This window comes from Pseudoalteromonas sp. N1230-9, from assembly GCF_032716425.1.
In the GTDB taxonomy this organism is placed as follows: domain Bacteria; phylum Pseudomonadota; class Gammaproteobacteria; order Enterobacterales; family Alteromonadaceae; genus Pseudoalteromonas.
Window position 1 is genome coordinate 252,740 of the sequence record NZ_CP090420.1, and the last position, 13,072, is coordinate 265,811.

Sequence of the window (13,072 nt, forward strand, 5' to 3'; positions counted from 1 at the left end):
AGAGACAAGAAAAGCTTTTTCCGTCTCCAATTAATTAAAATCCGCAACACCCTGTACCGATAATTAGGAAGGTATCATGCATTAAATGTTAATGCAAACAATTATCATTTAATTATTTTACTCTAATTTAACGGTATCTTGATTTGTTAGTTTTCCGAATTGGTTAAAGGGCATGACACTATTTGTGCTTTAGGTAGCGGGTAAAGACTAGTAGAAAATTCTTTATCCATTACAATGATAGATTCAAACAATCAGAGCAATTTTAATAATATGAGAAAAGCATGCACACACCCAACAAGTGGAAAATGACACCAGAGCGAGTCTCACAATTTATAAAAAACTATAGCTTTGCGCTGATGATAGACAGTGAATTTGAAGCCACACATTTGCCATTGGTGTATAAACCCGATGAAGGTGAGTTTGGTACTTTATATGGTCATGTGTCACGGGCGAATCGTCATGGTAAAAGCTTGCAAGATACGCGTGTATTAGTGGTTTTTAATGGACCGCATAGCTATATATCACCCACTTGGTATGCAGAAAAGCCTGCTGTATCGACGTGGAACTACGCCGCAGTTCATACAAAAGGCAAGGTTGAATACCTTGATGACGACAATACCTTAGCTTGCTTAGATGAGTTAATTAGCCAATACGAACCGAGTATTTTAAACGACACGAGTTTGCTACCAGATGATTATCAAGCGAAGCTACTACGGGGGATTGTTGGTATTAAAATCAAACTTGACTCAATTCAGGCAAAAGAAAAGTTAGGCCAGCATAAATCAGTAGCTGATCAACAAGGTGTTGTAGCAGGGTTAAAAAAAGATAAGCATCCTGATGCGCAAAGCTTATTATCATATATGTTGAAAACTGAGGTAGGTATAGGAAAAGATATCAATAGCTAAGTTTTACTTACTGTAGCGTGTATCTTTCCCTACTGCTAAAGCTAATTTAGCTATGGCTTAGCTGTTTAACATAGTGCTGAAAATCATCAAAACCACCAATATGTTCATCATTAATAAATATTTGTGGGACAGTTCTACGACCACTCAGTGAAACCATTTCCTGAAAAAGTCGGTCGTTATCTGAGATTTCTATTGCTGTGTATTGCCAACCTAACTTTTTAAACAGTTGCTTTGCCGCTCGACAGTATGGGCAATAGTCTTTGTGGTACATTTTGATCTTAGCCATGAGTTAGTCCTAAGTGATTTAACCGATGTGGCTAGTTTAAGCTGTGTTAATTTTTTCTCTATGTTGCATGTAGCTAAAATTATGTCTGAAAGTCCAAATATTTATTTAAATGATCCTGATCCGCTTAGTGTGTTACTTGAGCGAATGTCCTTGAGGGCCGAAGTATACGTTAATGGTGATTTTTGTGGCTCGTGGGCTGTTGATACATCGGGCTCTCGCCGGATTCCATTTCATTTAATTGGTAAAGGGCAAGCATGGCTGCATTTTGAGAATGAAACTATCGTATTGAATGAAAAAGATCTTGTTGTTTTCCCAAGAGATCATCAACACATAATATCGAGCTCACCGATTAAACCAGCAAAAAAATTAGTCAATCAGCCTGCAAAGGGGGCGGGTGAAACAACGAATATGGTTTGTGGTTTTTTTCAGTTTAATCACACCCTAGTTAATCCGCTTTTAGATGCTTTACCTGAGTTTTTACACATTCCCGCTACAAGTTCATCGTGTAATTCAAGAATAATGCAATTAATTGATATGATGATTGTGGAGTTACAGCAAAGGCGCACAGGCTGTTATACCATAGTTGATCAACTCGCTAATTTGGTGTTTATAGAAATACTTAGAGAGCAAGTTGAAGCTGGCAAGTTAAATAATGGTATGTTGGTGGCGTTGTTTGATAATCGTATAGGCAAAGCACTTAATGCAATTCATCAACAACCAGAATATGCGTGGAATTTAGCGTCACTTGCCAGTAAAGCTTCAATGAGTCGTTCTAATTTTGCAGATAAGTTCACAAAACTAGTTGGCTTAAGTCCGATGAAATATTTGCTTAAATGGCGTTTAATAGAAGCCCGTAAATTGCTGATTTGTAGTGATATTAGTATTGCAGAAATAGCACAGTTAAGTGGTTACGAGACAGAAGCCGCTTTTAGAAAAGCGTTTAAACAGCACCAAGGCGAAGCCCCAGGTGCTGTTAGAAGTGCGATGGTTGGTCACTAACTATAAATTAAAGGTCATCAGCACTTACATTTTCAACGTCTGGCCAATGATCATTTGCTTCTTTAATGTGTTTAGGAATGTTTTCAGCCCATGCTTTATAAACATCCATATTTTTATTTACATAGAGTTTTCCGTCTTTGATTTCAAATGCTTTGCCATCAATATCAAACTTTTTACCAAAGGTTACGCCATAAGCACAAAAACCACCGTATTGAGGCGCGTATTTCTCTGGGTTTGAATTAAACATATCTCTATTTTTAGCAGACTGAAAACGGTAAATCGCATCATTGTATACCGCTGTATATTTAGCATTCCCTAATACAGGTTTATTTTGCTTAAAATAAGCAATGACATCATGACCCGCTAAAATTACCCCATTCTCATCTGTTTCGGTGTCATTTCCAGCGTAAGATAAAGACGATAGACCTAAAAGAGCGACAGCAGCGATCCCTTTAAATGCGTGGTAAAGTTTCATAGTTATTCTCCAATTATGTTTAACTTAGGAAACATAGTAGTGAACAATCAACGAACTAAATATATCTTGCATTACTGAAAATATGTCCGAAAGTCCTGATTACAATTTGAAGAGAAAGCAAGCTTTGACAGTTAAAGTAGAATAGGCAGCACATTAGCATCCTGCGAATGCTGCCAATATTGGTTGGATGGCATTCAACATGATTGTTATAATTATGTTAAATGCTATAGGTAAATTTAGTACAGTTCATTTCAGTGTCAACTAACTGTCATATTCAAGTTCAACGACGCTCTACTTAATTCACACAGTACTTTTTCATTTTATTGAAATCTAATAACTTGCTGAATATAAAGATGCTCACTATATTTTTGTGAGTCATACATTGGATCTAAATCATGAATATCTCTAAGAAGTTAAAGCTGTCATTTGCATCCGCAATAGTTTTACCATTAATAATCATCGCCGTTTTAGTCATCACACAAACAAGACAACAGGCATTAGATGGTTTTGCCCAATTAAGTGAACGAGAAGCAAAGCAAGTAGATAACGGTATTAATATGTTTTTTTCAGAGATTGAAAAAAATGTAGACTACCTAGCTTCGCACCCCGCTATTTTAGAAGCCAAACAAGACGTTAAAACACATATGCAATCGCCCAATGCAGTTAAACTTGCGCATATGTCTGGCAGTGATACAGAACAAGCTGCTTATACATTATTTGACCACTTTGGCGATACGCATCCAGGCCTTGCTTATATTTACATGGGGAATGAGCAAGGTGGATATATTCAATGGCCAGAAGGCGAAGTAACCGCTAATTATGATCCTAGAAAACGGCCATGGTACGAAGCTGCGAAAGCCGCTGATGGAAGCACAGTAAGAACGAATGCTTATTATTGGGCCGCTGATGATATGGTGATTGTATCAACGGTAAAAGCAATTAAACAAAATAGTCAGCTTATTGGTGTTCAGGGCATGGATGTATCTCTGCAAGGTCTGACAGATATTATAGCTAATATTAAATTAGGTGAGACCGGTTATCTTATGCTTATTGAAGACAGTGGTAACGTGCTGGTGGATGTTAAACATGCAGATTATCGCTTTAAGCAATTAGCAGAGGTTAATGAAGGTAAATATAAACAGCTAGCAAATAACAGCAGCGGTCAATTTGAAATTAACCTCGAAAACACTGATTATGTGGCGAATATTTATACCTCTCAAAAACTTGGCTGGAAATTTATTGGCTTAGTTGAAAAGTCTGAAGTAATGAAAGCTGCAAACACGATGACAATTACCATTGTGATCATTAGTGCAATTTTAATCGCTGTGTTTATTTTGTTAGCCAGCTATATTTCAAAACTCATTTCTGCACCTATTGTTGAAGTGAGTGATGGGTTGACAGAAATATCGCAAGGCGGCGGAGATTTAACCAAGCGGTTAATTATTAAAACGCGTGATGAAACTGGGAAGCTGGCAAATAGCTTTAATTTATTTTTGAATTTGATTTCAGAGTTAGTCACACAAATAAATGAATGTGCGCATAATGTAAGCGACACATCAGCGCAAACATCAGCTCAAGCAGGGCAGTTATCAGGTTCTACTTCACAGCAGCAACAAGCTTTAGAAATGGCTGCAACGGCTATTAATGAAATGGCGGCTACCGCTAATGAAGTCTCGGTGAGCTGTGCAAATGCTGCTGAGCTTGCAACACAAACACAGCATGCCTCAGAGCTTGGTCAAAGTGTGATTTCAGAAACGGTAGAGAGTGTTGTATCGCTGTCTGAGGTCATAACTAAAGCTACTCAAGATATTAATCAGCTGGACGCTGAAAGTGAAAATATTATGTCGATATTGAGCGTGATTAGAGGCATCGCAGAGCAAACTAATTTGCTTGCATTAAATGCTGCAATTGAAGCCGCCAGAGCAGGGGAACATGGTCGCGGTTTTGCGGTAGTTGCAGATGAAGTTCGCGCACTGTCACAAAGAACCTCAGAGTCAACGGAAGAAATAGCAAGCCAGTTAGACACATTACGGAAGATGTCTGACCAAGTGTCAAAAGAAATGACAACCAGTTTAAACCGCACAAATAAAACAGTTGAGTTAGCCCATTCAGCACAACATCAATTTAGCGAAATAACCGCATCAATCGTTAATATCAGTGATTTAAATACTCAAATAGCGACGGCAGCAGAAGAGCAGCAACATGTAGCTGAAGATATCAATCGTAATGTTATTGAAATTAAAAATGCGGCTGATGATGTGAGTGAGATTGCAGACAGTGCACGTGGCAACGGAGATAAATTAAACTTGTTATCCAATACACTGACTGATTTAGTGGGTAAGTTTAAAGTATAAATGCTAGGGCAAACGTGCGAAACAAGTTTCACGCCTACGTTCTTTAAACCCTTAAGAGTGGTTTTGCGGTGAACATAAAGGGCTCGCTGATAAAGCGAGCCCTAAAATTTGCCATGAGTTATTCTTTACTCTTAAGTAACTGTTTTAATTCAGCTACTTCAGCCTGTAATTGAGTTATTTGCCCTTTGGTTGCTGGCATATCATCGTCGTTTATCTGCTCTTCTCGCGCGTTACGATGCTCTTCAGACATAACCTCTAAAATTGCTCCTACCATCATGTTTAAAAATACGAATGCAGTTAAGAAGATAAATGTAAGGTAGAAAATCCAGCTAAGTTCATACACGGCCATGGTTTCGTACATGACATCTGTCCAATCTTCGAATGTCGCTATACGGAAAAGGGTGAGCATGGATATTGATACATCCCCCCATAAAACGGGGTTAATGTCGGCAAATAACATGCTTCCCATGGCGGCATAAATATAGAAGATTACAAACATCAGTAGGGCAATATAGCCCATTTGTGGAATCGCTTTTAAAAGCGAGTTAACCAGCAGCCTAAGTTCGGGGATCATGGATACAAGTCGCAGAACGCGGAAGATACGCAGTAAGCGAGCAATAAAAATTGTAGAGCCCGCGGCAGGGTAAAGACTACCCACTACGATGATAAAATCAAAAATATTCCAGCCTTTACTGAAAAAGTCTTTAAAGCCGCGGCTTGCAATAAAGCGGATCACAAGCTCAACAAGGAAAAATACGGTAATCCCCATATCCATCCAATAAAGAGCTAACTCTACAGTTGGGTGAAGCGAATAAGTATGAGCCCCAACGGTTAATGCTGAAATAACAATAACGGCAATAACGAATGATTGAAAAACTTTGCTTTTATCGATACGCTGAAACAGCTCTTGTAACTGCGACAACATCATATATGACCCTTTGGTGATAGTATTTAAACCCACGCAATATACAATAAATCGCAGTACCAATGTATAACTGAAGAAAGGAAATTTAATGTTTTTAAACGCTATAAAGTTTACTGGGATTGCATCAATGTTTATTTTGTTAACAGGGTGTAGTTCAAATGCGCGTTTTCATGAACTTCAGTCTGCACGCTTAACTGAATGCAATTATTTAGCTGATAAAGAATATCACGAGTGTGTCAAGCGCCAGCAAGATAGCTACGAAAACTTTAAAAAGCAAAAGTCAGAACAATGACCAAAACTGAAAAACGCCTCGATAAAGCTATTCGGACAGCGCTAACGTCGGCATGTGAAAATCTAAAAGACATAAGCGACAACTTTTTATGGTTAACTTACACCGCTGATTTAAAGAGACTGCCATCATCTATGAAAGTAAGTTGTTATTTTGCTGAGCAAATGCCTCTATCAAATTCGCCGCTTGCAAACCAAATAAATCAAGTCATTATAAAAGAGCTGAAAGAGATAGACGTAGTGATATCAGCAAAAGCTATTCTGTTTTGTAAGGATTAAATACGCCGTTTTTTTTCCTTACAATAGACACAGCTTTGACTGACACCATGTCAAGTGCATGAAAACATACACATCAAGTGAGTTTAACATTGGTAACACAGTCGCAAATGGCTATAATCTGCAAAAATATTGTAAGAGAGTTTATTATGGCCGTACCAACACGCTCACAAATAACCCTAGGCTGTGAAGTTAATATTGTTCTTAAACAAGATCAACGCACAGGTCATTTAACGCAAGGTGTTGTTTCTCGTATATTAACTAAGTCACCAAACCACCCCCATGGCATTAAAGTACAACTCGATGACGGTCAAGTTGGTCGTGTTAAAGAGATCCTATCATGAGCGTTCTAACCGAAAGTGAATTTTGGGAATTAGTGACCGCAGAAGATAAAACGGCAGAGCCAGAATCTGTGTGTAATGCACTAAGAGAAAAGCTAACACATCTATCCGATGAGCAACTTATGGAGTTTGACAAGCAGTTTAGTTTGCGTATGCGTAAAGCTTACACTTGGGACTTATTTGGTGCTGCGTTTGTAATGGCTGGTTGTAACGATGATTATGGATTTTCAGAGTTTTTATGTTGGCTTATATCTCGCGGTGAAGGCGCATTTCTAAAAGCCTTAGAGAACCCAGACTCTGTTGCTGACTGCACACCCGTTTATCATTTGAACGAACAACCTTATCCTTATTTAGATGAGTATGATTTAATCGCCGGTATGCTGTTTGAAGAGCGTAATGACGATGAGCTACCATTTATTCCATCTGGGCTTGAACAGCCAAAAGGCAAGCGTTTTAAAGATAAGCCGAAATTTTTAAAACAGGCATATCCTCGTCTGTTTGCTAAATATTGGCAGTAGCAACCATTAAAATGGCTTTTTGTAGTTGAAAGAGATATCGAGAGCTAAAGTTTATTTATTTTTGCTAGTTAAAAAGTATTAAATTTAATTGTATTATTAATTTTTAGTTCCTTAAATAGTATTATTTATGGTACTTTTGTTCATGTTGGATTCAGCAATGGTTTCAGTTGGATCTAATACAGTGCAAAAATTATTTTTTGATTAATCAGTAAGCTGCACGGAGTGGTAGCCTTGCTAAAACCAAAGTAAAACTCAAAAGGAAATGACAGTGTCAGAAAACGTTTATCAAGCTCCTGAATCAGATGTTGCTAATATTTCAACAGATACAACAACCATGAGTCGCAAAGATATCTTATTCTCTTTCCAAGGTAGAATCCCGCGTAAAACTTATTGGTTATCAGTATTAGTATTAATGCTAATTAGTGTTTTAGGTATGCTTGTGTTAAGTGGTATTGGCGCAATGATTTCACAAAATGCGGCCATTTTCCTTCCACTTTTAATTTACATTCCACTAATTTGGTCATCGCTTGCTATTCAAGTTAAACGCTGGCACGACCGCAACAAGTCAGGTTGGTGGGTACTAATTGGTTTAGTACCAGTGATTGGTGGTATTTGGGTACTGATTGAAAATGGCTTCTTAGCGGGTGATGAAGCAGAAAACCGTTTTGGTAAGCCAACGGTTTAAGCCGTATTCGTTGTGTGCTCTGTCTGAGCACACAATAACTCTGCACATAATCTTTTATGAAATACCTCACTAGCATTCAAATCGCTCGATTTATTATCAGCTTTAGTTGGCTTTATCATGGGCTGATGCCAAAACTTTTTCACATTGCTCCCCTTGAACTAAAAATGACAGCCAGTTTTGGTTTTAATGCTGAAATCTCAACGCTGATTACCCAAGCAGCTGGGGTTGGTGAAATGATTTTTGCCGTGCTGTTTTTTATTTTCTATCGTTCAATCTTAATCAATATTCTCAATATAGCTGCTTTAGTAGGGTTAATGCTGTTTGTTGCCGTTTTACAACCCGCACTCTTAATCGAAGCGTTTAATCCAGTGACTACAAACCTTGCCATGATCGCGTTTAGTCTCGTGCTTTTAAATGAGCAAAAAGCTTTAAACAAAAACACTAAACCGCATAACAACGCTTAATTTCGTCAATCATGGCGTTTGTTAGAGGCGAGCTGGCATTTGTTTTTGAGGTGATCAATACCACAGGAATATCGTAGTGATATTTACTCGGTTGAATAGCTTTGAAAATACCTTTATCAACCCAGAACTGTGCGTAGTGGTCGGGTAAATAACCAATAAACTCACCCGATAAAATTAAATGTGCAATACCTTCATCGTGATAAGCCACAGCACTATTTTGATAGTTTAAACCGTCGTTTCGGCTTTCTTTATCGCGCATGTAGTTACTGGTAATGACTTCGGCTTCTTTAATGAGCTCATTTATTTGTTTGTCATCACACTCAAATAATGGGTGACCGACTGCGCAATACAAAAAGTTAGTTTCGTTGTGTAGGGCGGTGTAATCTAACCCGCGAATATGATGGCGGCTAACACCAATTCCCACTAATGAACGGCCATTGGCTACTGCGGTTTCTACCTCTCGTGCCTCGCACACATTAATATCGAACTGAATGTTTTTACCTTTGCCTTTTAACTTTGCGATTACGCGGGGAATAGCACAACGTGGGTCACTGACCATGGTATCTATCATGGCAATACTTAAACGCCCCGATAACTCGTTTTTAGAGCTTGCTACGGTATTAGCAAAGGCCTCGCATTGCTGAAGCAGTTCAATTGATGCCTGATAAGCGATGGCGCCCGCGTCTGTAATTTCAAAACCACTGCGGCCACGTTTACATAACTTGATACCAAGCCTTACTTCTAAATCTGATAAATGCGCACTAATGGTTGAGCGGCCAATATTCAAACGTGACTCTGCGGCTGAAAGCCCGCCACACTCAACAATTGCTACAAAAACGCGCAATAAGCGCAGGTCTACGTCATGAACTTGCATAGCACTTCTTTTAGTTCGATAAATCTGGAATGAATAACGATAATTATGCATTTGTAAAACAACGAGGGCAAGCTAGACTCCATCTAAATAAAAGTTAATCCTGTTCTTTAGGAGTTATAAATGACATTTAAGTATGGTGTTGACCAATTAACGTTAGACAGCGTTAATGCTATTGCAGCCGGTACGTTACAGGCAGAGCTTTGCCAAGATGCAATTGATAAAATTAATAAAAGCCGCCAAAACGTAGACAAAATGGCTGCCTCAGATAAAGCCATTTATGGTATCAATACGGGCTTTGGTCCATTGTGTGATACACAAATTTCTCCAGAAGAAACCAACCTATTACAAAAGAACTTATTGATCACACACGCGGTAGGTGTGGGTGAGCCAATCGCTAAACCTATTTCAAAGCTGATGCTCATCACCAAAGTGCACGCATTAAGCCAAGGTTTTTCAGGTATTCGTTTAACCGTTGTTGAGCGTATGCTTAAGTTTATTGAACTTGATATTATCCCTGTTGTACCAGAGCAAGGCTCAGTAGGCGCGTCGGGCGACTTAGCACCGTTATCACACTTATTCTTACCTCTTTTAGGTGAAGGTGAGTTTTGGGTAAACGACACAATCAAGCCAGCAGCAGACGTATTAAAAGAGCACGGTTTAGCACCTTTAGATTTACATGCTAAAGAAGGCCTAGCGTTAATTAACGGTACTCAGTTTATTTTATCGCATGCCATTACTGCGCTTACTAAAATGCGTTACTTATTAGACCTTGCAGATATCGCAGGTGCTATGAGTATTGAAGGTATGCAAGGTAGTCAATCACCGTTCCGTGAAGAGTTGCACGCAATTCGTGCTTTTAAAGGTAACGTTGAAGTTGCAGCGCGTATGCGTAGTTTTTTTGCAGGCTCTGAAAACATGGCTTCACACACTGATTGTGACCGTGTACAAGACCCTTACTCATTGCGTTGTATTCCACAAGTTCATGGTGCATCACGTAACGCGTATTACCACTTAAAAGAGCTTGCTGAAACAGAAATGAACTCTGTAACAGATAACCCAATTGTGATCAGCGAAGAAGAAGCCATTTCGGGTGGTGGTTTCCACGGTCAACCACTTGCGATGGTATTAGATTACGCATCAATTGCAGCGGCAGAGCTTGGTAACATTGCTGATCGTCGTTGTTATTTACTGCTTGAGGGGTTACACGGCTTACCACGTTTATTAACGACATCGGGTGGCCTAAACTCTGGCATGATGATCCCGCAATATGTGACTGCGGCGTTGGTAACAGAAAATAAATCATTGTGTTTCCCGCCATCAGCAGACAGCGTACCAACATCAATGGGCCAAGAAGATCACGTATCTATGGGTAGTATTTCTGGCCGTAAGTTAAACCAGATTTTAGGTAACCTTGATAAAATCTTTGCTATTGAGCTGATGTATGCAGCGCAAGCAATCGAATTTAGACGTCCTAATACGTGTTCAGACATCATTGAAGAAAACTTTGCGCTCATTCGCAGCAAAGTTGCCAAACTAGAAGAAGACCGCTTACTTAAGCCTGACATTGATGCCATGGTTGCACTTGTGAAATCGCAAGCGTTTAAAGTTAACTAAGGGAGCAAATAATGACTTTTCAAGAACAAATTAAGCAAGGTATCCCAAGCGTATTGCCAGAGCCAAAACCGTATCCAAGTGATGCAAACCGAGCTCCAAAACGTAAAGACATTTTATCGGCAGACGAAAAGCAATTAGCTATTCGTAACGCATTGCGTTATTTCCCTAAAGAGTGGCACACCGACTTAGCCGCTGAATTTGCCGCTGAGCTTAAGCAATTTGGCCGTATTTACATGTATCGCTTTAAGCCTAACTATGAACTTAAAGCGCGCTCAATCAGCGATTACCCAGCTAAATGCGAACAAGCTGCTGCTATCATGTTAATGATCGACAATAACCTTGATCCAGCAGTAGCACAGCACCCTGAAGAGCTTATTACTTACGGTGGTAACGGTGCGGTATTCCAAAACTGGGCGCAGTACTTATTAACCATGAAGTACTTAAGCGAAATGGAAGAAGACCAAACGCTACACATGTACTCGGGTCACCCTATGGGGTTATTTCCATCATCAGTTGAAGCACCGCGCGTGGTTGTGACAAACGGTATGATGATCCCGAACTATTCAAAGCCGGATGACTGGGAAAAGTTCAATGCACTGGGTGTAACTCAATACGGTCAAATGACTGCGGGTTCATTTATGTACATTGGCCCACAAGGTATTGTTCACGGTACAACCATTACGGTAATGAATGCATTCCGTAAAGTACTGGAAAAAGGCGAATCACCAAAAGGTAAGATCTTTTTAACTGCTGGTTTAGGCGGTATGAGTGGTGCCCAGCCTAAAGCGGGTAACATTGCTAACTGTATCACCGTATGTGCCGAGGTTAACCCTAAGGCAGCTATTAAGCGTCATCAACAGGGTTGGGTTGATGAGCTAATCGATAACATGCCAGAGCTTGTTGAGCGTGTACGTAAGGCTCAGCAAAATGAAGAAGTGGTTTCAATTGCCTTTATTGGTAACGTGGTTGATGTATGGGAAAGCTTCTTAGCTGAAGATATTTTCATTCACTTAGGTTCAGACCAAACTTCACTTCATAACCCATGGTCAGGCGGTTACTACCCGGTTGATATTAGCTATGAAGAGTCAAATCGTTTAATTCGTGAAGAGCCAGAAGTATTTAAAGAAAAAGTACAAGCGACGCTTAAGCGCCACGCCGACGCTGTTAACAAGCACACGGCCAAAGGCACTTACTTCTTTGATTATGGTAATGCGTTCTTGTTAGAAGCATCACGCGCTGGTGGCGATGTAATGGCTGAAAACGGTATTGATTTTAAATACCCATCGTACGTACAAGATATTCTTGGCCCAATGTGTTTTGACTACGGTTTTGGCCCGTTCCGCTGGGTATGTACATCAGGTAAACCAGAAGATCTTGATAAAACAGATGCGATTGCTGCAGACGTTTTAAATAAAATCATGGCGGACTCACCTGAAGAGATCCAGCAGCAAATGCAAGACAACATCACGTGGATCAAAGATGCGAAGCAAAACAAACTTGTTGTTGGTTCGCAAGCACGTATTCTTTATGCAGATGCACAAGGCCGCGCTGAAATCGCTAAAGCCTTTAACGATGCCATTAATCGTGGCGAAATTGGTCCGGTTGTACTTGGGCGTGACCACCATGACGTAAGTGGTACGGATTCACCTTTCCGTGAAACATCAAACATTTATGATGGTAGCCGCTTCACCGCAGACATGGCGATTCACAATGTAATTGGTGATGGTTTCCGTGGTGCTACTTGGGTATCTATCCACAATGGTGGTGGTGTTGGCTGGGGCGAAGTGATCAACGGTGGTTTTGGTATGCTACTAGACGGAAGTGAAGCTGCCGAGCGTCGTTTGAAATCTATGCTATTATTTGATGTTAACAACGGTATTGCTCGTCGTAGTTGGGCGCGTAACGAAGAAGCTAATTTTGCGATTAAACGTGAAATGGCTCGTACCCCTAAACTTAAAGTGACCTTGTCTAATAACGTTGATGATGAAGTTTTATCAAACTTAGATTTCTAAGTTGTATCAATGCAAAAAGGCCATGTTGTAAGTGCAACATGGCCTTTTTTATTGCC

General features: G+C 39.8%; 15 protein-coding genes. 11 read left to right on the forward strand and 4 right to left on the reverse strand.

Features of this window, described 5'->3' with window-relative positions; genetic code table 11:
- The first annotated feature begins 281 nt into the window (after positions 1-281).
- Positions 282-905 carry an FMN-binding negative transcriptional regulator gene (locus LY624_RS18490; protein ID WP_341804761.1) on the forward strand — a complete coding sequence of 208 codons (624 nt, stop codon included), beginning with the start codon at positions 282-284 and terminating at the stop codon, positions 903-905.
- 46 nt (positions 906-951) lie between these two features.
- Here the strand turns inward: LY624_RS18490 and grxC are convergent, their stop codons facing one another.
- Positions 952-1,191 carry a glutaredoxin 3 gene (gene grxC, locus LY624_RS18495; protein ID WP_062568018.1) on the reverse strand — a complete coding sequence of 80 codons (240 nt, stop codon included), beginning with the start codon at positions 1,189-1,191 and terminating at the stop codon, positions 952-954.
- Positions 1,192-1,272: 81 nt separating this feature from the next.
- Between grxC and LY624_RS18500 the strand changes: the two genes are divergently transcribed.
- Positions 1,273-2,190, forward strand: a complete 918-nt coding sequence (locus LY624_RS18500) for a cupin domain-containing protein (protein ID WP_165381510.1) — start codon at positions 1,273-1,275, stop codon at positions 2,188-2,190.
- A 7-nt stretch (positions 2,191-2,197) separates the two neighbouring features.
- Here LY624_RS18500 and LY624_RS18505 read toward each other — a convergent pair whose 3' ends face one another.
- On the reverse strand, positions 2,198-2,665 hold the full coding sequence (locus LY624_RS18505; protein WP_130152197.1) for a YHS domain-containing (seleno)protein: 468 nt from the start codon (positions 2,663-2,665) through the stop codon (positions 2,198-2,200).
- Between the two features lie 395 nt (positions 2,666-3,060).
- Between LY624_RS18505 and LY624_RS18510 the strand changes: the two genes are divergently transcribed.
- Entirely contained in the window at positions 3,061-5,019 is a 1,959-nt protein-coding gene (locus tag LY624_RS18510) for a methyl-accepting chemotaxis protein (protein WP_341804762.1), read from the forward strand.
- Positions 5,020-5,137: 118 nt separating this feature from the next.
- On the opposite strand, the gene LY624_RS18515 is transcribed toward LY624_RS18510, so the two are convergent.
- Entirely contained in the window at positions 5,138-5,944 is an 807-nt protein-coding gene (locus tag LY624_RS18515) for an ion transporter (protein ID WP_341804878.1), read from the reverse strand.
- Positions 5,945-6,032: 88 nt separating this feature from the next.
- On the opposite strand from LY624_RS18515, the gene LY624_RS18520 reads away from it, so the two are divergent.
- From LY624_RS18520 to LY624_RS18545, 6 genes are all read left to right on the forward strand, one after another.
- Entirely contained in the window at positions 6,033-6,236 is a 204-nt protein-coding gene (locus LY624_RS18520; RefSeq protein WP_130152194.1) for a hypothetical protein, read from the forward strand.
- On the forward strand, positions 6,233-6,511 hold the full coding sequence (locus tag LY624_RS18525; protein ID WP_341804763.1) for a hypothetical protein: 279 nt from the start codon (positions 6,233-6,235) through the stop codon (positions 6,509-6,511). The genes LY624_RS18520 and LY624_RS18525 overlap by 4 nt, the downstream gene beginning before the upstream one ends.
- Positions 6,512-6,657: 146 nt before the next feature.
- The gene (locus LY624_RS18530; protein WP_130152192.1) at positions 6,658-6,852 is read left to right on the forward strand and encodes a YwbE family protein; all 195 of its coding nucleotides are present in this window, start codon (positions 6,658-6,660) and stop codon (positions 6,850-6,852) included.
- The gene (locus LY624_RS18535) at positions 6,849-7,367 is read left to right on the forward strand and encodes a DUF4240 domain-containing protein (protein ID WP_130152191.1); all 519 of its coding nucleotides are present in this window, start codon (positions 6,849-6,851) and stop codon (positions 7,365-7,367) included. Before LY624_RS18530 ends, LY624_RS18535 begins: the two co-directional genes overlap by 4 nt.
- A 268-nt stretch (positions 7,368-7,635) precedes the next feature.
- Positions 7,636-8,052 (forward strand): DUF805 domain-containing protein, encoded by a 417-nt coding sequence (locus tag LY624_RS18540; RefSeq protein WP_341804764.1) that lies wholly within the window; start codon positions 7,636-7,638, stop codon positions 8,050-8,052.
- A gap of 125 nt (positions 8,053-8,177) precedes the next feature.
- On the forward strand, positions 8,178-8,516 hold the full coding sequence (locus LY624_RS18545) for a DoxX-like family protein (RefSeq protein ID WP_341804765.1): 339 nt from the start codon (positions 8,178-8,180) through the stop codon (positions 8,514-8,516).
- Here the strand turns inward: LY624_RS18545 and LY624_RS18550 are convergent.
- On the reverse strand, positions 8,494-9,390 hold the full coding sequence (locus LY624_RS18550) for a LysR family transcriptional regulator (protein ID WP_341804766.1): 897 nt from the start codon (positions 9,388-9,390) through the stop codon (positions 8,494-8,496). The two genes, LY624_RS18545 and LY624_RS18550, sit on opposite strands and share 23 nt — an antisense overlap.
- A gap of 120 nt (positions 9,391-9,510) precedes the next feature.
- On the opposite strand from LY624_RS18550, the gene hutH reads away from it, so the two are divergent.
- Positions 9,511-11,004, forward strand: coding sequence for a histidine ammonia-lyase (gene hutH, locus LY624_RS18555; protein ID WP_341804767.1), 1,494 nt, complete (start codon positions 9,511-9,513; stop codon positions 11,002-11,004).
- A gap of 11 nt (positions 11,005-11,015) precedes the next feature.
- Positions 11,016-13,016 (forward strand): urocanate hydratase, encoded by a 2,001-nt coding sequence (locus tag LY624_RS18560; protein ID WP_341804768.1) that lies wholly within the window; start codon positions 11,016-11,018, stop codon positions 13,014-13,016.
- The last annotated feature ends 56 nt before the right edge of the window (positions 13,017-13,072 follow it).